24 protein-coding genes and 1 pseudogene are annotated in these 17,611 nt (G+C 39.4%); 4 read left to right on the forward strand and 21 right to left on the reverse strand.

The window, feature by feature from the left end:
- Positions 1–17: 17 nt before the first annotated feature.
- The 13 genes from E7C97_RS04240 to E7C97_RS04300 form a co-directional block, all read right to left on the reverse strand.
- Entirely contained in the window at positions 18–623 is a 606-nt protein-coding gene (locus E7C97_RS04240) for a DUF6707 family protein (protein ID WP_316108265.1), read from the reverse strand.
- 50 nt (positions 624–673) lie between these two features.
- Entirely contained in the window at positions 674–1,045 is a 372-nt protein-coding gene (locus E7C97_RS04245) for an Imm51 family immunity protein (RefSeq protein WP_075228654.1), read from the reverse strand.
- A gap of 57 nt (positions 1,046–1,102) precedes the next feature.
- On the reverse strand, positions 1,103–1,444 hold the full coding sequence (locus E7C97_RS04250) for a hypothetical protein (protein ID WP_075228653.1): 342 nt from the start codon (positions 1,442–1,444) through the stop codon (positions 1,103–1,105).
- An 18-nt stretch (positions 1,445–1,462) separates the two neighbouring features.
- Positions 1,463–1,882: an SMI1/KNR4 family protein gene (locus E7C97_RS04255; protein WP_075228652.1), complete on the reverse strand. Its 420-nt coding sequence runs from the start codon at positions 1,880–1,882 to the stop codon at positions 1,463–1,465.
- 19 nt (positions 1,883–1,901) lie between these two features.
- Positions 1,902–2,237: a hypothetical protein gene (locus E7C97_RS04260; RefSeq protein WP_075228651.1), complete on the reverse strand. Its 336-nt coding sequence runs from the start codon at positions 2,235–2,237 to the stop codon at positions 1,902–1,904.
- 36 nt (positions 2,238–2,273) lie between these two features.
- A complete protein-coding gene (locus tag E7C97_RS04265) occupies positions 2,274–2,972 on the reverse strand; it encodes a 3-oxoacyl-ACP reductase (RefSeq protein ID WP_075227741.1) in 699 nt (232 codons plus the stop codon).
- Positions 2,965–3,201, reverse strand: coding sequence for a DUF2829 domain-containing protein (locus E7C97_RS04270; protein WP_033684947.1), 237 nt, complete (start codon positions 3,199–3,201; stop codon positions 2,965–2,967). The genes E7C97_RS04265 and E7C97_RS04270 overlap by 8 nt, the downstream gene beginning before the upstream one ends.
- Positions 3,202–3,309: 108 nt before the next feature.
- A complete protein-coding gene (locus tag E7C97_RS04275; protein ID WP_075227742.1) occupies positions 3,310–4,344 on the reverse strand; it encodes a DNA/RNA non-specific endonuclease in 1,035 nt (344 codons plus the stop codon).
- A 157-nt stretch (positions 4,345–4,501) separates the two neighbouring features.
- Positions 4,502–5,428 carry an aldo/keto reductase family oxidoreductase gene (locus E7C97_RS04280; RefSeq protein WP_075228648.1) on the reverse strand — a complete coding sequence of 309 codons (927 nt, stop codon included), beginning with the start codon at positions 5,426–5,428 and terminating at the stop codon, positions 4,502–4,504.
- A gap of 102 nt (positions 5,429–5,530) precedes the next feature.
- Positions 5,531–7,528, reverse strand: coding sequence for a methionine--tRNA ligase (metG, locus tag E7C97_RS04285; RefSeq protein WP_316108266.1), 1,998 nt, complete (start codon positions 7,526–7,528; stop codon positions 5,531–5,533).
- A gap of 134 nt (positions 7,529–7,662) precedes the next feature.
- Positions 7,663–8,922, reverse strand: coding sequence for an ABC transporter permease (locus E7C97_RS04290; RefSeq protein ID WP_316108267.1), 1,260 nt, complete (start codon positions 8,920–8,922; stop codon positions 7,663–7,665).
- Between the two features lies 1 nt (position 8,923).
- A complete protein-coding gene (locus E7C97_RS04295) occupies positions 8,924–9,625 on the reverse strand; it encodes an ABC transporter ATP-binding protein (RefSeq protein ID WP_045615203.1) in 702 nt (233 codons plus the stop codon).
- The gene (locus E7C97_RS04300; protein ID WP_316108268.1) at positions 9,609–10,796 is read right to left on the reverse strand and encodes an efflux RND transporter periplasmic adaptor subunit; all 1,188 of its coding nucleotides are present in this window, start codon (positions 10,794–10,796) and stop codon (positions 9,609–9,611) included. The genes E7C97_RS04295 and E7C97_RS04300 overlap by 17 nt, the downstream gene beginning before the upstream one ends.
- Positions 10,797–11,036: 240 nt before the next feature.
- Here E7C97_RS04300 and gor point away from each other — a divergent pair, with 240 nt between their 5' ends.
- Positions 11,037–12,383 carry a glutathione-disulfide reductase gene (gene gor, locus E7C97_RS04305; protein ID WP_316108269.1) on the forward strand — a complete coding sequence of 449 codons (1,347 nt, stop codon included), beginning with the start codon at positions 11,037–11,039 and terminating at the stop codon, positions 12,381–12,383.
- A 306-nt stretch (positions 12,384–12,689) separates the two neighbouring features.
- The gene (locus tag E7C97_RS04310; RefSeq protein ID WP_316108270.1) at positions 12,690–13,229 is read left to right on the forward strand and encodes a biotin transporter BioY; all 540 of its coding nucleotides are present in this window, start codon (positions 12,690–12,692) and stop codon (positions 13,227–13,229) included.
- A gap of 57 nt (positions 13,230–13,286) precedes the next feature.
- On the opposite strand, the gene E7C97_RS04315 is transcribed toward E7C97_RS04310, so the two are convergent.
- Positions 13,287–13,502 carry a YdbC family protein gene (locus E7C97_RS04315; protein ID WP_000807425.1) on the reverse strand — a complete coding sequence of 72 codons (216 nt, stop codon included), beginning with the start codon at positions 13,500–13,502 and terminating at the stop codon, positions 13,287–13,289.
- Between the two features lie 95 nt (positions 13,503–13,597).
- On the opposite strand from E7C97_RS04315, the gene E7C97_RS04320 reads away from it, so the two are divergent.
- Positions 13,598–13,918, forward strand: coding sequence for a hypothetical protein (locus tag E7C97_RS04320; RefSeq protein WP_316108271.1), 321 nt, complete (start codon positions 13,598–13,600; stop codon positions 13,916–13,918).
- A 30-nt stretch (positions 13,919–13,948) separates the two neighbouring features.
- Here the strand turns inward: E7C97_RS04320 and E7C97_RS04325 are convergent, their stop codons facing one another.
- From E7C97_RS04325 to rpsP, 7 genes are all read right to left on the reverse strand, one after another.
- Positions 13,949–14,287 carry an ATP cone domain-containing protein gene (locus E7C97_RS04325; RefSeq protein WP_001196044.1) on the reverse strand — a complete coding sequence of 113 codons (339 nt, stop codon included), beginning with the start codon at positions 14,285–14,287 and terminating at the stop codon, positions 13,949–13,951.
- Positions 14,288–14,299: 12 nt separating this feature from the next.
- Complete coding sequence (gene trmD / locus E7C97_RS04330) at positions 14,300–15,019, reverse strand: tRNA (guanosine(37)-N1)-methyltransferase TrmD (RefSeq protein ID WP_049502991.1); 720 nt, start codon at positions 15,017–15,019, stop codon at positions 14,300–14,302.
- A complete protein-coding gene (gene rimM, locus E7C97_RS04335) occupies positions 15,009–15,527 on the reverse strand; it encodes a ribosome maturation factor RimM (RefSeq protein ID WP_316108272.1) in 519 nt (172 codons plus the stop codon). The genes trmD and rimM overlap by 11 nt, the downstream gene beginning before the upstream one ends.
- A gap of 73 nt (positions 15,528–15,600) precedes the next feature.
- A complete protein-coding gene (locus tag E7C97_RS04340; RefSeq protein WP_195183273.1) occupies positions 15,601–16,152 on the reverse strand; it encodes a hypothetical protein in 552 nt (183 codons plus the stop codon).
- Positions 16,142–16,474 (reverse strand): MazG nucleotide pyrophosphohydrolase domain-containing protein, encoded by a 333-nt coding sequence (locus E7C97_RS04345; protein ID WP_316108273.1) that lies wholly within the window; start codon positions 16,472–16,474, stop codon positions 16,142–16,144. The genes E7C97_RS04340 and E7C97_RS04345 overlap by 11 nt, the downstream gene beginning before the upstream one ends.
- A gap of 42 nt (positions 16,475–16,516) precedes the next feature.
- Positions 16,517–16,756: an RNA-binding protein KphA gene (gene kphA, locus E7C97_RS04350; protein WP_000379617.1), complete on the reverse strand. Its 240-nt coding sequence runs from the start codon at positions 16,754–16,756 to the stop codon at positions 16,517–16,519.
- A 19-nt stretch (positions 16,757–16,775) separates the two neighbouring features.
- Positions 16,776–17,048, reverse strand: coding sequence for a 30S ribosomal protein S16 (gene rpsP / locus E7C97_RS04355; RefSeq protein ID WP_000268760.1), 273 nt, complete (start codon positions 17,046–17,048; stop codon positions 16,776–16,778).
- 479 nt (positions 17,049–17,527) lie between these two features.
- Between rpsP and E7C97_RS04360 the strand changes: the two are divergent.
- Positions 17,528–17,611, forward strand: a pseudogene (locus E7C97_RS04360) (DUF3796 domain-containing protein); the annotation flags it as partial.

Genomic DNA, 17,611 nt, shown 5'->3' on the forward strand with positions numbered 1-17,611 from the left:
AAGATTGCTAGCTCACTTTATCCCTTAAAAGGAAAGAGGCTATAGATTTCATGTTCCTTGATATACTTCTTCAGTATCTCCATATTCTCTTCAATTTTTGCCTGAATATCTGTCTCTTCACACGTTGACTCAGCAATAAAGAGGTGAATCTTCAATAAATCTGTCAAGTATAGCAGACGACGTTTCATTTCTGATTCAAGACTTGAAGCTTGCTCGATTTTTGCAAGCTTTTGCTCCAAGCTATCACCATTTAAAAATCTCTGATGAACTCTCCTTCTTATTTTTTGAGTGGATTCCTCCCCTTGTTTTAATGGGGATAAAAGCAGTTTTTTATAGGCAGACAGCTTATTTTCTGCCTCTCTTTCCATATAGGCCAATAAAACCAGAGAGCTATCAACAAAGGTCCAAGTGTTATAATTTCCTTCAAATGGGACTTGTATGACACTCTCCAACAATTTCTTAGCCATTTTCTCTTGACCATCCAGATAAAGTAAATAGGCCAGATGATTCAGCGACTCGAGATAGCTAACTTGGGTTTTCTTATTCTTTTTTAAAATTTTATCTAGATAGAGATGTAGATCTGGATGTTTTTCCATTTGTTCAACTACTTCTGGTAGCTTCATTTGAAATCCTTTCTATTCTTTTTTTAAAAATTTAAAGAGATTTTAGTCAACTAATCCAACTCTGCTCGACTGAACAAGTCTTTCATAGTGTTGATATCATCACAAAACTCTTTAAAGCCAAGAGCAAATCTAGCCAAAGCGTCCACCTTGGAAGAATAGGCGCAAAACATACTTCCTTCAGGATCAAAGTCGATAGCTTCGCTTAATTCAGGCATTTTCTCCTCCAAAAATACCAAAGCTAAAGATGTCCAATCGTAGCCATTTCCTTCAAATCCCTCCTCTTCTCGAGTGTCAAATACTTCCTGTCTGTATTCTCCATCAGGGTAATAAATGAGCGACCCTCGAACATTTTCAGGATCATCATCATATACAAGCAGGTTAAAAGGGGCAATTATTTCATTTATGTTTTTGTAATCCATCATTTCTTAACTCCTTATGAAAACGTTTATTGGTAACGGAACTCCATAAATCTAGGAGAGCTAATCAGAATCAAAAGGCATAAAGCTATCATGCTGATTATAATAATTCAAAGCTTCGACCAAGTCTTGGAGACTTGCATCTGGCTTTTCCTCAAGTGCGACTGCAAGGACATCAATCAACTGCTCTCCATAGTAGACTAGCTGGAGATCTTGCTCCGATGCATCAGCTGGGTAGACATCAGAGTCGTCCACTACATCCGGATAATCTGATACCCAATAAAGGCAATCCAGTTTCAGTTCTCCATCCTCCTTGCCATAGAGGCAAAAATCATCTGATACTAATTGATCTACGCGCACCTGCTCGATTATCTGCTCTAGTGAAAGTTCTTGGTGTTTTCGCATCCCGTCTCCTTTTTAAACTCACTCTTCAACAAAAGAGTTCAAAAATTCCTCAAAAGAAGCCCATTGACCATAGATCTCGGCTTTTTCTTCTAAAACATAGAAATACACCTTGCCATAATCCTCTTCCCTTAGAGAAAGAGCGTAAGTGCCAGAACCAGGATCATAGGCGAAATGGAGAAGGCCTGTAGCCCTAAATCCTGCAGGCACAGCCTCATCGTCATACCATGTAAGAGACTTCCTCATTTCCTCAAGTGAATTAAAGGAATTGAAAGGAAAGAGGTGATGTTCATCGTGGACACCACTTACTTGGGGCTGACCACCGTTGTACTTGAGATAAAAGTCCATCATAGCCTCTGGTAATTTCTTCTCAAGAATCTCCTCAAATTGTAAAAGGTCTTCTTTTGAAATCGGTGAATCTTCATCAAGCATCCTAAACATGATTACTCCCTTCAGTTTTCTACAATTCTTCTTTTTGTACCTTATCAATAAAGTCATAGACTGTAGTAGCAACTTTTTTCATTTTTAAAGAACCTAAAGCTCCCAAATCATTTTCATAAATGCAATCATCAGAATTTTTCTTGATAAAGTAAGCCAAATCTCCTTCTTGTCCAATCATAAAGTAATCTGACTCTACTTCCTCAATCTGATATGTCTCATTACGCTCCTGGAGATCCCCTTGAGCATACAAACAGATACCTGTATCTCCAATTTCATAGGGGTCAATCTCTTCCCACTCTGATAAAAACTGATAGTAGAGATTGGGCAAGACAAATCCAAACTCATTTCTTTTCATGGCTCACCTCCACATATTTACAGAATAGCAACTCTGCTACTTCAAAGACCATCCACCATCAATAGTGAGAATTTGCCCCTGCATGGCAGATGCATTCCCACTTGCTAAAAAGAGGCTAATCTCTGCTACTTCTTCTGGTTCTATCCAGCGTTTGATGGGTGTTTCACTAGCTACCCAGTCTGCTAGACCACCTGGTTCAAAGTCTGCTGCGGTCATACCAGTTTTGACTGCACCAGGAGCAATCCCAAAGACCTGGATACCTGCTTCTGCATAGTCCAAAGCTAATTGCTTGGTAAATCCAGCCAAGGCATGTTTAGAAGAGGTATAGGCGTGACCACCACCGCCTGCTAGATTTGAAGCGATGGAGCACATATTGATGATAATCCCATGTTTATGTTCCAGCATGTTTGTCAGATAATAGCGGGTCAACTCTACTGGAGTTACATAGTTTATTTCAAAAATCTCTTGAATTTCTTGGGCTGATTGTTCCAATAAGGGTTTGTAGCCATCCAATACACCTGCCGTATTACAAAGAATATCGACTCGAGGGCACCAATCAAAAATTGGTTCTAAGTCAAGTGTTAAATCACGTTGTAGAAAGTGAAAGTCGCCTTTCAAGGCAGGCTTTTCACCCTGATCCACACCAAAAACTTGATAACCATTTTCTAAAAAGAGTCGAGCTTGAGCCAGACCAATCCCTGAACTAACGCCCGTAACTAAGACACGTTTAGTCATAGACTTCAACCCAATCCGTCGCTAGGACATCACAAGGTGTCGGACTCCACATGGAAAAACCTTCCCCTTCTCCAGATACGTTGATGAGGAAATAGGGTGTCACTTCAAGAGCGACCCCGTTTTGCTCGATAGTGTCAAAAAGTTGGACATAGTTTTCAGCCCCACCCCAGCCAGTACGTACATATTTTTTCTTAGCCTTTAGTCCAGGCAAAATTTCTTCAAATGTCATGTTTTTCTCCTTTGTTATCTATGAATCTTAATTTAATTATAACAAAAAACCGTTTTCCAACGGCTTTTTGACTGTGATTATTCTGATTTATATAACTTGAGAAAACTATCACCATTGCAATCCAGCTTCTCTAATTTCCTTTTTAGAGGCAAACTTTCCATTTGGTCGATGCCATCTTCCATTTCTATCTCTAAAGTAGCCACCTGTATTACTACTTTGTGATTCTTCTTCTGCTGGTGCTGGTGCTTCAGTTTCCTGCTGTGTCTGTTCTTCTTTAGCCTTCTCTTCTGCTTCTTTTTTAGCTTTTTCTTGTGCTTCTTTTTCTTCAGCCTCTTTCTTGGCTTTTTCCTCGGCTGCCTTAAGCTCTGCAGCGCGTTCTTCAGCTGACTTGACCGTATTCTTTGCAGTACCATCTGCATAATTTATTTCAGCATTGGCTGAAACGTTATCCAAGGCGACATGGGTTACGGAATACTTATCAATTTTTTCCTTGCTACTACCTAATTTAATTTCAAGCAAATTTCCATCCTGATCAATTCCTACGTACTGTAAGATAATCTGTCTTGGAATCAATTCATTATCCTTATAGACAGCTGTCACCTTATAGTCAAGGTAATAGTTTGGATGATTTGCAAGCCATGAATCAAGCCCATTTTCATAATAGAGCATGCTACTTTGATTTTTGTCATCCGTTCCAGTAAAGGCACCTGTATTTAACCAAGCTGTCATAGGAACTAGATTGCGGCCTTCATCGTTAAGTCCACTAAATTGATACCCAACTAAATGACCGCGATTCATCAGCCAAGCCTCTTTAGAACCATCTCCGTAGTAAAATTTATAGTTATGCCATCCAACTGGATCAAAGGTTAATTTAGCTTCTCTCTTTTCTTTAGGCTCATCACTATCTTTTAGCTGAATGTGAGCATAAGTTGCACGGGATTTTGAATCAAGTTCCCCGAGTTCTAGCTGTTTTTCATTTTTAAAAGTAAGTAAGCCAGCTTCCTTGTATAACTTTGTATTATCCTGCGTAGTCTGTTCAGTCGTTACAGGTTCAGCTACTTTCGCCTCTTCCTTATGTTTCGAGCAGCCAACAGATGTCAGTAATGAAAGTAAAACAACAGAAGTCAAAACTATTCTTTTCATTTCAAATGCCCCTATTTTATTAAAATGTTTATTATATTGTTATTTTATACAATTTTACCATATATAGTTTGCATTTTCAAACAATTATATAAATATTTTTACAAATATAAAAAGAGCGAGATCCTACCTCGCTCTTTATAAAATATTTCTTTAGTTTCTAAGGCAAATCATTCCCAGCTGCTAGGTAAATCTCATACCATTCTTTTCGTGTTAGAGTCAGGTTACTTGCTTGGCTGACTTCTAGCAAGTGTTTTGGATTTGTTGTCCCTACCACCGCTTGCATCTTAGCTGGGTAGCGTAACACCCAGGCAATAGCAACGGCTGATGGGCTCACACCGTATTTTAAAGCTAGTCGATTTAGAACCTCATTTAGATCATGAAATTGCTCTTTTCCAACAAAATTGCCCTTAAAATAGCCAAACTGCAAGACTGACCAAGCCTGAATGACCATGTCATTTAGTTTGCAGTATTCAAAGACGCTACCATCACGCAAAGCTGCCTTGTCACCTTCCATATTGACATGGAAACCTGATTCAAATCCTGGCGTGAAAGCTGCGCTTAGTTGTAATTGATTGATAGATAAAGGTTGTTTGACCTCTTTCTTCAGTAATTCCATCATCATAGGATTTTGATTGGACACACCGAAGTCTCGAACTTTACCTGATTTGTGTAAGATTTCAAAGGCTTCTGCCACTTGGTCAGCTTCCATCAAAGCATCTGGACGATGGAGAAGCAAGCTATCTAGGTAATCAACCTGCAATCGTTGTAGAATCCCATCAACTGACTCTAAAATATAATCTTTTGAAAAATCAAAATAGGTAAATTCTTCTATGCGAATGCCACACTTAGACTGAATCCACATCTTTTCTCGCAGGTCAGGACGATTGTTTAACACTTGACCTAGTAATTCTTCGCAACGACCTCCACCATAGATATCTGCCAAGTCAAAGGCATTTATTCCGACAGATAGGGCTGTTTCTACCAGATCCTCCACTTCTTTGACCGACTTGTCACTGATTCGCATCATGCCTAGGACAATTTCTGATAGTTCTCTTTTCTCTTGACCAAATGTAATGTATCTCATGGCAAATTCCTCCGTTTTTCTTCATTATAAAGCAGAATGACACTTTTATCAACTGCTATCTCACAAAAGAAAAGAACCAGCTTAAACTGGTCCTTTTAGATCTTAGCCAATCACACTTCCGTTTGGTACAGCTGGATCAACTGTGAGAAGGGTTAATTTGCCATCATGTTCAGCTGAGAGGATCATCCCTTGGCTGACATATTTTTTCATCATCTTACGAGGTTTAAGGTTGGCAACGATTTGGACTTTCTTGCCGACCAATTCTTGTTCGTTTGGATAGAATTTCGCAATACCAGAAAGAATTTGACGGTCTTCACTATCACCAGCATCTAAGCGGAATTGAAGCAATTTATCAGAGCCTTCTACTTTAGAAACTTCTTTGACCTCTGCAACACGGATTTCAACCTTATCGAAGTCTTCAAATTTGATTTCATCCTTGTTGAGTTTGAGTTCAACTTCATCTGGATTCCATTCTTTTTCGACGGCTGGCTTGTTACCTTCCATTTGTTCCTTGATATAGGCGATTTCTTCTTCCATATCCAGACGTGGGAAGATAGGTGTTCCTTTGGCAACTACAGTGACATTTTCAGGGAAATCAGATAAACTCAAATTTTCAAGGCTAGAAACTTCTGCTAGACCAAGTTGAGTCAAGACTGCATGACTGGTTTCCATCATAAATGGCTCAATCAAGTGGGCTACGACACGAAGGCTGGCTGCCAAGTGACTCATAACACTGGCCAATTGGTCACGATGAGCTTCATCCTTAGCCAGTACCCATGGAGCTGTCTCATCGATGTATTTGTTGGTACGTGAGATAAGAGTCCAAACTGCTTCAAGCGCACGTGGATAGTCAACTGCTTCCATGTAGGTATGGTAGTCAGCGATTGATTGTTCTGCCACTTGAGCAAGTGCATTGTCAAAGTCTGTCACACCCTCTACATAGGCAGGGATTTGCCCATCAAAATACTTGTTAATCATTGAAACCGTGCGGTTAAGAAGGTTTCCAAGGTCATTGGCCAATTCATAGTTGATACGGCCTACATAGTCTTCTGGAGTGAAGGTTCCGTCTGAACCAACTGGAAGGCTACGCATGAGGTAGTAACGAAGTGGATCTAGACCATAGCGTTCTACCAGCATTTCAGGGTAGACAACGTTCCCTTTAGACTTAGACATCTTTCCGTCTTTCATGACGAACCAACCATGGGCAATCAAACGGTCAGGTAATTTGATATCCAACATCATAAGAAGGATTGGCCAGTAGATTGAGTGGAAACGAAGAATGTCTTTTCCTACCATGTGGAAGACGGTTCCATTCCAGAACTTATCAAAGTTACCATGCTCATCTTGACCATAACCAAGAGCTGTCGCATAGTTAAGAAGGGCATCGATCCATACATAGACAACGTGTTTTGGATTTGACGGGACAGGTACACCCCAGGTAAAGGTTGTACGAGAAACTGCTAAGTCTTCCAAACCAGGCTCAATGAAGTTACGTAGCATTTCATTAAGACGGCCATCAGGAGTGATGAAGTCAGGATGTGATTTGAAAAATTCGACCAAACGGTCTTGGTATTTGCTGAGGCGAAGGAAGTAAGATTCTTCTGAAACCCATTCCACTTCGTGGCCTGATGGAGCGATACCACCAGTTACATTTCCAGAGTCGTCACGGAAAACTTCCGCAAGTTGACTTTCTGTAAAGAATTCCTCATCTGAAACTGAATACCAACCAGAGTATTCACCCAAGTAAATATCATCTTGAGCAAGCAAGCGTTCAAAAACTTGAGCCACTACTTTTTCATGGTAGTCATCAGTTGTACGGATAAATTTATCGTATGAGATATCCAATAATTTCCAGAGTTCTTTAACTCCAACTGCCATGCCATCAACATAGGCTTGAGGTGTGATGCCAGCTTCTTCTGCTTTTTGTTGAATCTTTTGGCCATGTTCATCAAGACCAGTCAGATAAAAGACATCGTAGCCCATCAGGCGTTTGTAGCGAGCTAGGACATCACAGGCGATAGTCGTGTAGGCAGAACCGATATGAAGTTTACCAGATGGATAGTAAATCGGTGTTGTAATATAAAAATTCTTTTCAGACATAATTTTTCCTTTCCAGGCAAATGAAACCTGTTTTTCTAACACTTCATTATATCATATTTTGATGATTTTCGATAAGGAAATCCATACAAAAACAAGACAGACTGATGTCCATCTTGTTTTTCCTGTTGATTATCTTATTCATAGCGAAGAGCTTCAATCGGATCTAACTTAGAAGCCTTATTGGCTGGTAGAACACCAAATATCATACCGATGCCAGCTGAGACAGCTAAGCTAAAGAGAGCGATTGGGATGGATACTCCAACTTCGATTCCTGCAATCATATTTTGAAGAAGAACTCCTGCAAGCATGGTCACCCCTGCAGCAAGCACCAGACCGATGAATCCACCTAACATGGTCAAAATCATGGATTCAATCAAAAATTGAACCAGAATATTCCCACGTGTTGCTCCTAGCGCTTTACGTAGACCAATCTCACGGGTACGCTCTGTCACTGAAACAAGCATAATGTTCATAACACCAGTACCACCGACAAAAAGGGAAATCCCCGCAATAGCACTAATAATCGTTGTTATGAAGCCAAAGAGTTGTTGAACTTCTTGGAAGGCTGCAGACGCATCTGCAACCTGATATTCCCCTTGTTGAAGACCTGCAATCTCTGTCATTCTTCTTGCCAACTCTGGTCCTAAAGTCTGGGTCAAGCTAGTATCATTGACACGGAAGACAATATTTGAAATCTCATCTGTGTTAAAATTAGCTGCTAAGGAAATATTGGTCGTGATTGGTAGTCCTCCGACTCCAAAGGCTTTGGCTGCCTTGGCTTCCTTACTTGCATAAACACCAATAACACGGTAACTAATTTCGTTTACTTCAATAATCTGATTAAGCGCATCTTTTGCTGAACCAAAAAGGCTATTGGCTAGTTCTTCATCTAGGATAATCACACTTGCGAAATCCTTATAATCTTGCGCTCTAAGGCCACGACCTGCAATGATTTCATTTTCGACCGCATCCATATAGGTGACATTCCCACCCGTCATGTTAGCGTGTTCGACCTTTTTATCCTTATAAGTCAAGGTCACATTGGCTGAGTTGGTCACATAGTAGCTATCCACTCCCTTGAGCTTAGCAGCTTCCTTGACCCATGCTTCTTGAGGTTTTGGTGGTTCAACAAAATTTTCTTCTTGACCACCAGACAAGGTCAATGCAGATTGTCTTTGTGTAAATGAACCGTCCTTACTCTTTGTAGGTGAGAAAAAGACATGGATATCTTTCTGGGACTTGGTCATATTTTTATTGACCTGACGAGACATGGAATCACCTAAGGCCATAATCACGACAACGGAGGATACACCGATGATAATCCCGATCATGGTCAAGAAAGACCGCATCTTGTGGGCCATAATGGATGAAAAGGCAAATTTCAGATTCTGCATCTTAGTTTTCCTCCTTTTCTACGAGACCACTATCAGATGAAATGACGCCATCACGAATGACGATTTGACGTTTGGCATAAGCAGCGATCTCAGGCTCATGCGTAACCATGATAATGGTTTTTCCTTCTTTGTTTAATTCAACTAAGAGTTGCATGATCTGATTTCCAGTTTTAGTATCTAAGGCTCCAGTAGGTTCATCTGCCAAGATAATCGAAGGATTATTGACCAATGCACGCGCAATGGCAACCCTTTGCTTCTGACCACCTGACAACTCCGAAGGTAAATGATGGCTACGCTCGGTCAGTTCAACCTTTTCCAGATACTCTTCTGCTAATTTGCGACGTTTTGAAGCTGAAACTCCAGCATAAATCAAGGGCAATTCTACGTTTTGAAGAGCATTGAGCTTGGACAAGAGAAAGAATTGTTGAAAGACAAAGCCGATTTCTTGATTTCGAACCTTGGCTAATTGTTTTTCACCTAAACCAGCTACTTCTTTTCCATCTAGAAAATACTGACCACTTGTAGGGGTATCTAACATACCGATGGTATTCATGAGGGTGGACTTACCAGAACCTGATGGTCCCATGATTGCTACAAATTCTCCCTCGTGAACTTCTAGATTAATGTTTTTAAGGACTTGAAGTTCTTGATCACCATTGCGATAGCTACGACAGATATTTTTGAGGCTAATTAGTTGCTTCATCAGTCTTCACCTCTTTTCCTTCTTGCAAGGAAGCTGTCGGATTACTGATGACTTTTGCTCCATCTGTCAGACCAGATGTGATTTCTTGATTTTCTGCATCTGCATTGCCCAATCCAACTTCAACTTTTTTGGCCTTTTGATTTTCATCAAGGATCCAAACATAGTTTTTATCTTCTTCCATGACTACGCTGGTGATCGGAACAATCAATGCTTTGCTAGTGCTTTTTACTTCAACACTGACTGTAAAGCCCTGTTTCAAATCACCGATTTCACTAGTTACATCGACTGTATATGGGTATTTAGAACCTGTGTTTGAACCAGCTAAGCTACTGCTTGCTTCACTGTTATTTTTTGGATAATTTGAAATATAGCTAATCTTACCATTCCAAGTTTTATCTGGGTAAACCTTGGAGGTGAAAGTGACTTCTTGACCGACAGAAAGGTTTGCAAGGTTGTACTCAGAAAGCTCTCCCTTAACCTGCAAGTTATCGTTACTTACAATATGCACCAAAACTTGACTATTTCCTGTTGGAGATTTTGAAACGTTCCGATTCACTTCAACAACTGTTCCCTCCACCGTACTCAATACCGTAGCAGCATTCAACTGGGCTTGAGCTTTTTCGAGTTGCGCTTCTGCATCTGCACGCACATCACGAGCGTCGCTGATTTGAGAATCAATAGCAGCTGTGGCAGAACCTGATGACTGAGCTGGCGCTTGGCCAGTTGCTCCTTCTAGACCTGCTTGCGGAAGGCTAGGTGTTGCTGCGGCGGTATTTCGAGACTCATTCAGTTCATTGATATGACGGTTAGCTTTAGCAACAGCACGACTGGCAGCATCATAGGCAGCCTGGGCTTCTGTGCTACTATACTTGACAAGAGCCTGTCCTTCGCTGACCTGATCTCCAACAGAAACCAAGACCTCGTCCAAGTCACCCTTGCTTGCATCATAATAAATGTATTGTTCATTCTGAGCAGTAACACTCCCCGATAGGAGAACTGAAGATGCCACAGCCCCCTCTTTAGCAAGGACAATCTTAGCAGTTTCATCTTTTGCTGCACTTTGGTTTGGTTGTCTTAACAGAAGAACAGCAGCTGCACCCACTACAAGAACTGACGCCACTCCAATAGCAGTAAATAAAGGCCATTTCTTAGCTTTTGACTTTCTTTTCATAGCAATACCCCTTTTATAAATATATATGTTAAGATTATAGCACATATCCTAAAAATGGACAATTTATTTCTCATTATCCAAAAACATTTGCTAAATCTTTTATTGTTGTATTAGTTATATAATACACTTTCTTTTTTATTTTTGCAAGCATTTTCTTAAAATTTTTAAGCGTAGCAGATTTTTGCATTGACTCCCAAAAAAAGATAGAATATGACTAGAAAACAAATAAAGGAGCTTTCTATGAGAGAATATGATATTATTGCTATCGGTGGAGGTAGCGGAGGTATTGCTACCATGAATCGTGCTGGTGAGCATGGTGCTAAAGCGGCAGTTATTGAGGAAAAGAAATTAGGTGGAACCTGTGTCAATATTGGCTGCGTTCCTAAGAAAATCATGTGGTATGGAGCTCAAATCGCAGAGAGCATCCACAAATATGGACCTGACTATGGTTTTACAAGTACTGGCAATGAATTTGATTATGCAAGGCTTCGTAAAAATCGTGAAGCCTATATTGATCGTGCTCGCTCTTCTTATGGTGGAAGCTTTAAGCGTAACGGAGTTGATTTGATTGAAGGACGCGCCGAGTTCGTTGATGCTCATACAGTCAGTGTCAATGGTGAGTTGATTCACGCTAAGCATATCGTGATTGCGACTGGGGCACATCCTCATATTCCTGCCATTCCTGGTGCTGAACTAGGTGGTAGTTCTGATGATGTCTTTGCTTGGGAAGAGTTGCCTGAATCGGTAGCCATTCTAGGTGCTGGTTACATTGCAGTCGAATTGGCTGGCGTGCTCCATACCCTTGGTGTAAAGACTGATCTTTTCGTACGTCGCGAGCGTCCGCTTCGTGGATTTGATAGTTATATTGTTGAGAGTCTAGTTCAAGAAATGGAAAATACTGGATTAAACCTCCACACCCATAAGGTTCCTGCTAAACTTGAAGAAACTGAACAAGGCATTACCATTCATTTCGAAGATGGTAGTACTCATACTGCCAGTCAAGTTATCTGGGCAACTGGCCGCCGTCCAAACGTTGAAGGACTCCAGCTAGAAAAGGCAGGCGTTATCCTCAACGAACGTGGCTTCATCCAAGTAGACGAATACCAAAACACAGTCGTTGATGGTATCTACGCCCTTGGCGATGTGACAGGTGAAAAAGAACTGACTCCTGTTGCTATCAAGGCTGGACGTACCCTATCCGAAAGACTTTTCAATGGAAAAACCAATGCCAAAATGGACTACACTACTATTCCAACGGTTGTCTTTTCACACCCAGCTATTGGAACTGTCGGTCTAACTGAGGAAGAAGCCATTAAAGAGTATGGACAAGAAAACATCAAAGTCTATACTTCAAAATTTGCATCTATGTATTCTGCAGTTACCAGCCACCGACAAGAAGCTCGCTTCAAGCTCGTTACAGCTGGTACGAACGAAAAGGTTGTTGGCCTTCATGGTATCGGCTACGGCGTTGATGAAATGATTCAAGGTTTTGCAGTAGCAATCAAGATGGGCGCTACAAAAGCTGATTTTGACGCTACAGTTGCTATCCATCCAACTGGCTCAGAAGAGTTTGTGACTATGCGTTAATAATTTTAAATGAGATCATCTCGGTCATTCAGATTGAAGAATAAGTCTATTTTGGACCATTTTCTTCAATCTTTTTCTTTTACTAGAGCAAATTAGAGAACTCTTTTCCATCAGGATTCCTAAGGTTTATTCACCATATGGTAGCCAAGCTCCATAAGGGTAATATGTGTTCTGAAAAAAATCCTAGCCGACTTTTTTGTCTAAATCGGCCGTTACAAATTTGTAACCTTTATTTTTAAAACAGGTTGACAATTATGTTTCTTAAAGTATAATAGTTACTATAAATTACAAAAGAGGTTAACTATTATGAAAAAAGCACACATTTACGCTATTCCTGCTATTGGGGCTGCTCTGATTGCAGTATTAGCCCAAATCAGTATCCCAATTGGACCTGTACCATTTACTCTGCAAAACTTTGCTATCGGACTCATCGCTACTGTTTTTCGACCAAGGGAAGCTGTTCTCTCTGTTGGAATCTATCTCTTACTGGGTGCCATTGGTCTTCCTGTCTTTGCTGGTGGAGGAGCTGGTTTCCATGTTTTAGTAGGACCAAGTGCTGGTTATCTTTGGTTTGACCTAGTCTATGCAGGACTTGCATCTTATCTAACACACACAAATAGTGGTGTTGTACGTATTTTCCTAGCCAATCTCTTAGGGGATTCCCTTGTCTTTGTCGGTGGTATTCTCAGTCTCCACTTCCTCGCTGGTATGCCTATTGACAAGGCTCTCGCTGTCGGTGTGCTTCCCTTTATCATTCCTGATCTTGCAAAAATTATTGCCATTAGTTTTATTGGACGACCACTCCTTCAACGTCTTAGTAATCAACCCTACTTTTCACATAAATAAAGAAAGGAGGTCGGGAATTTTCTCCCAACCTCCTTTCGTCTGTTTTTTTATGATTGCTTATTGATTTTTGAAGGCATCGACCATCACTTGAAACTCTTCGTTTGAGAGGGTGATTCCTTTCCCCATCTTAGTGTGGTCTGGACTCCAAGCACGAATGTCAAACTTTGCTGGTGCTCCATTAAAGCTGACACGATTGATTTCCTTGGTCCAACCTTTTTCATTCTCTGAGAGCGTAAGTAAGTGTTCTTCGATTTCAAATGTAAATTCTGCCATTGTATTCTCCTTTTGATTGTCTTCACTTGATTATTCGTAAAATCTTGTAGATTTTTTTAAAATTGTATATAATGGTAAAAAGAAGGGAGGCTCCGATGAAAGATTTATTTAAACACATTCAACAAAAGTTCCAAAGCTTTCTCGACGGGCGAGAAGAACCAGATCATTCCAAAGATGACTCCCTGACTAGTGCCATTAAAGAGGCGCTCCTAAAAAAAACTGCTGTCCACATTATTTTTTCCGATACGAGTTTTACAGGGGATATCATCAAATATGATACGGACCGCCAGCAAATTATCGTTAAAAATTTTGCAAAAAATGTGACCCGCATTATTCGAATCCCAGATATTCAGAAAGTGAGTTTTGTTCCCTCGACTGTCCAAACAGCCCAAAAAAATCGATTTAAGAAAGAGTGAGATGAGTTTACTTCATCTCACTCTTTTCTATTAACGAATTTGTTCAAAATGAAGGTGAACAGCAATGTGTTCTCCGTAACCACTTCTCTCTAAATCCCGTTGCAAACGGTAAGAGATATAGTGTTCAGCGATGGTGATGTAACCTGCACCAAGCAAGCGATGCTCAACCATTGATTGAATCATGCTGATTGTCGCACGCTCCACTTTTGCCTCTTCTAGATCCAAGACAACCTTCTTAGTTACCTGAGCTAGATTTTGACGTAAATCATCTGTCAAAACATAAACTGTTTGAGCAGCTTTGAGAATGGCTTGATAGATTTTATCTGGATCAAAGTCGGCAACTTGTCCATCACGTTTAATGACTTGCATAGGCTTCTCCTTTTAATTTGTATTTTCTTTAATGTCCGCTAACATTTTTGCTTCTTCTGCTGTTAATTCGTAATGTTCCAACAAATCTGGTCTACGCTCATAAGTTTTTTTGAGACTTTCATAGAGACGCCATTGACGAATCTTCTCATGATGCCCACTCATAAGCACTTCTGGAACCACCATGCCACGATAGTCATAAGGACGTGTGTACTGAGGATATTCAAGAAGGCCAGATGAAAAGCTATCATCTTGGTGACTGGTTTCCTTCCCAATTACTTCTGGTATCAAGCGAACCGTCGCATCAATCATGGTCATTGCTGCCAGTTCTCCACCAGTTAGAACATAATCACCAAGAGAAATCTCATCTGTTACCAAGGTCTTAATGCGTTCATCATAGCCCTCGTAGTGACCACAGATAAAGATGAGTTCTTCTTCTTGGGCTAAATCTTCAGCATAGGCTTGATCAAACTGCTTACCAGCAGGATCCAAAAGAATCACGCGCGGATTCTTCTTTTCAATAGCATCAAAGGCATCAAAGATTGGCTGCGCACGTAGCAACATCCCTTGACCACCACCGTAGGGTTCATCATCCACATGACGGGCCTTTTCAGCATATTCACGAAAATTATGATACTGGATGTCAAGAAGTCCCTTTTCACGGGCCTTTCCAACGATAGAATGTTCTAGTGGAGAGAACATCTCTGGAAAGAGGGTTAAAATATCAATCTTCATCGTCTAACCCTTCTAAGAGTTCTACATCCACGCGCTTATTAGGAATATCAACATTAAGGACAACCGGTGGGATATATGGTAAAAGCAGATCGCGTTTTCCCTTACGCTTAACTACCCAGACATCATTGGCACCTGGTTGAAGGATTTCCTTAATAGTTCCAATCAAGTTGTCACCCTCGTAGACCTCTAATCCAATAATCTCGTGATAGTAAAATTCACCCTCATCTAGATCATTAAGGTTTTCTTCCGCAACCTTCAAACTGTGGCCCTTGTATTTTTCGATATCATTGATGTGATACATATCCTTAAATTTGATGATATCAAAGTTTTTATGCTTACGGTGACTTGCGATAGTCACTGTTTTAACAAATTGATCCTTCTCATCAAATAAGGCAAGTTCTGCACCTTTTTTAAAGCGTTCTTCCGAAAAATCCGTCACAGATAAGACTCTCATCTCACCTTGTAAACCTTGTGTATTGACGATTTTTCCAACGTTAAAATAGTTCATTTGATCTCCTGTGTATGTTTCTCCCTTTATTTTATCACGTTCTAGGTATTTTCACAAGTTGGAGAAAAATCAGCTATAATCCCAAAAGTGCTAGTAGTTTCCTCTTTAATGTTAATTTATATTTGAAAGAAGAAATATTTATATTCCCGTTATACATATTACTATAAAATGTATACTCCCCGATTTGACCCTGACTTGTCTTCCATTTCATCCTTAAACTAGGTATATTCTCAGGTAAATTTGTATGAATCAATAGACATGTATAATTCTTTAAATTTTTAACTGTATGCAGTTTATCGTTAACAACTAATCGATTACTTTTTGAATCATAGGCTAAAGAATAAAATTCTACAATTTCAATATCAACTTCCTTTGGATAAAAAATCAAATGGTGATAATGTTTATCATTTTCATCATGTTTAAACTCATAAATATGATGAAATCTTGTATGTAAGGAATCAAATTCGATTGGTTTAATTGCCTGAATTTCAATATTATTGATATATGCTTTATTCTGAAAACTAATTTTTAAAATTACACCGATAAACGTCAAAATCTGTACAATTCGCAATAACCAATCAATATACATTGCCCAATCTATTTTTAGAAAATAATCAGTGTCCATTATTTCTCAAATATCCTTCCAAATCTCGTTCATGGTGATACTTGATGGCAGCTTTTTTATCTTTTTCAAAAATGGTCTTGGTTAGGTCAATATCGTTGATAGCTGCGATTGCAACCGTATAATGAATAATATCAGCAAGTTCTTTAGCAAGTTCCTCATTTGAGTCCTGAACTCCCTCTTTTCGTCCAGAACGTCCATTTAAAACCTCGGCTACTTCACCAACTTCTTCAACTAGTTTTATAAAGAGCCCTTCTTCTTTTCTAGATTGCTGGTAATGTTCTAGCAAATAGTCTTGTAGTTGTCTAACTGTTAAATCCTTCATATCCTACTCCTAGCAAAAAAGCGAGACATCCGTCTCGCTTTTTTATTTTTCATCAATAACGATTCTTACTTTTTTGTCTTCAGTTGGGACAGAGTAGACAATCGTTCTTATCGCAGAGATAGTGCGACCCTTACGACCAATCACACGACCCACATCGCTTTGGTCAAGATCCAAATGATACTCCAAAAATTCTGGTGTATCTTCAATCTTGATAGTTAAGGCATCTGGTTGTGAAATCAAAGGTTTCACAATTGCAATAATGAGATTTTCAATCGTATCCATCTGTCAACCTACTTTAGAATTATTTAGAGAATTTAGAATCGTGGAATTTCTTCAATACGCCTTCTTTTGAAAGGATGTTGCGTACTGTATCTGAAGGTTGAGCTCCATCAGCCAACCATGCAAGAACGCGATCTTCTTTCAAAGTTACTTGGTTTTCAGCAACAAGTGGGTTGTAAGTTCCAACTGTTTCGATGAAACGTCCATCACGTGGTGAACGTGAATCTGCTACGTTAATACGGTAGAAAGGTTTTTTCTTAGAACCCATACGAGTCAAACGGATTTTTACTGCCATTTTTAATATCTCTTTTCTTTTATTTTTTTAGTTCGGTGAAATAGCTGAGCTATTTAGCACATGTTCTATTATAGCAGATTTCTGAGAGGTGTCAAGAAAAAAACTTGACAGACTTTAAAATTTTTAAATTTTTTAGACTAATAGGAATAAATTAGAAAGAAAAAATTAACTTCTACACCTACAAAGCTTATTCTGACAGACTTTATAACAGCCTAATAAAAAAGTAGAGTTTCATACAGTATCTAGATTTTCCAAAAATTCTTTATCATCAAATACTATTAACGAAACTATCCAAACCAAATCCGATGCATCACTTCAAAGAATTCTTTAGTTGTTTGACTAACGAGGTCTTTTATTAAAAAATTTTTTCAAATAATTGTCACCTTGGCACATAAATTCTTGCTTTCTAAATTTAAGTGTGATATATTTATAACATAAATTTAAGTGTGATATATTTATAACACAAAAAGGAGTCTATCATGAAAAAAAGTCAAAAAATGCGTGGCCTCATTGCAATGATTGCCGTAGCTCTCTTTATTGATTTTATTGTTTTATTTGGTTCT

The sequence above is a fragment of the Streptococcus sp. genome, assembly GCF_032481935.1.
Lineage (GTDB): Bacteria > Bacillota > Bacilli > Lactobacillales > Streptococcaceae > Streptococcus.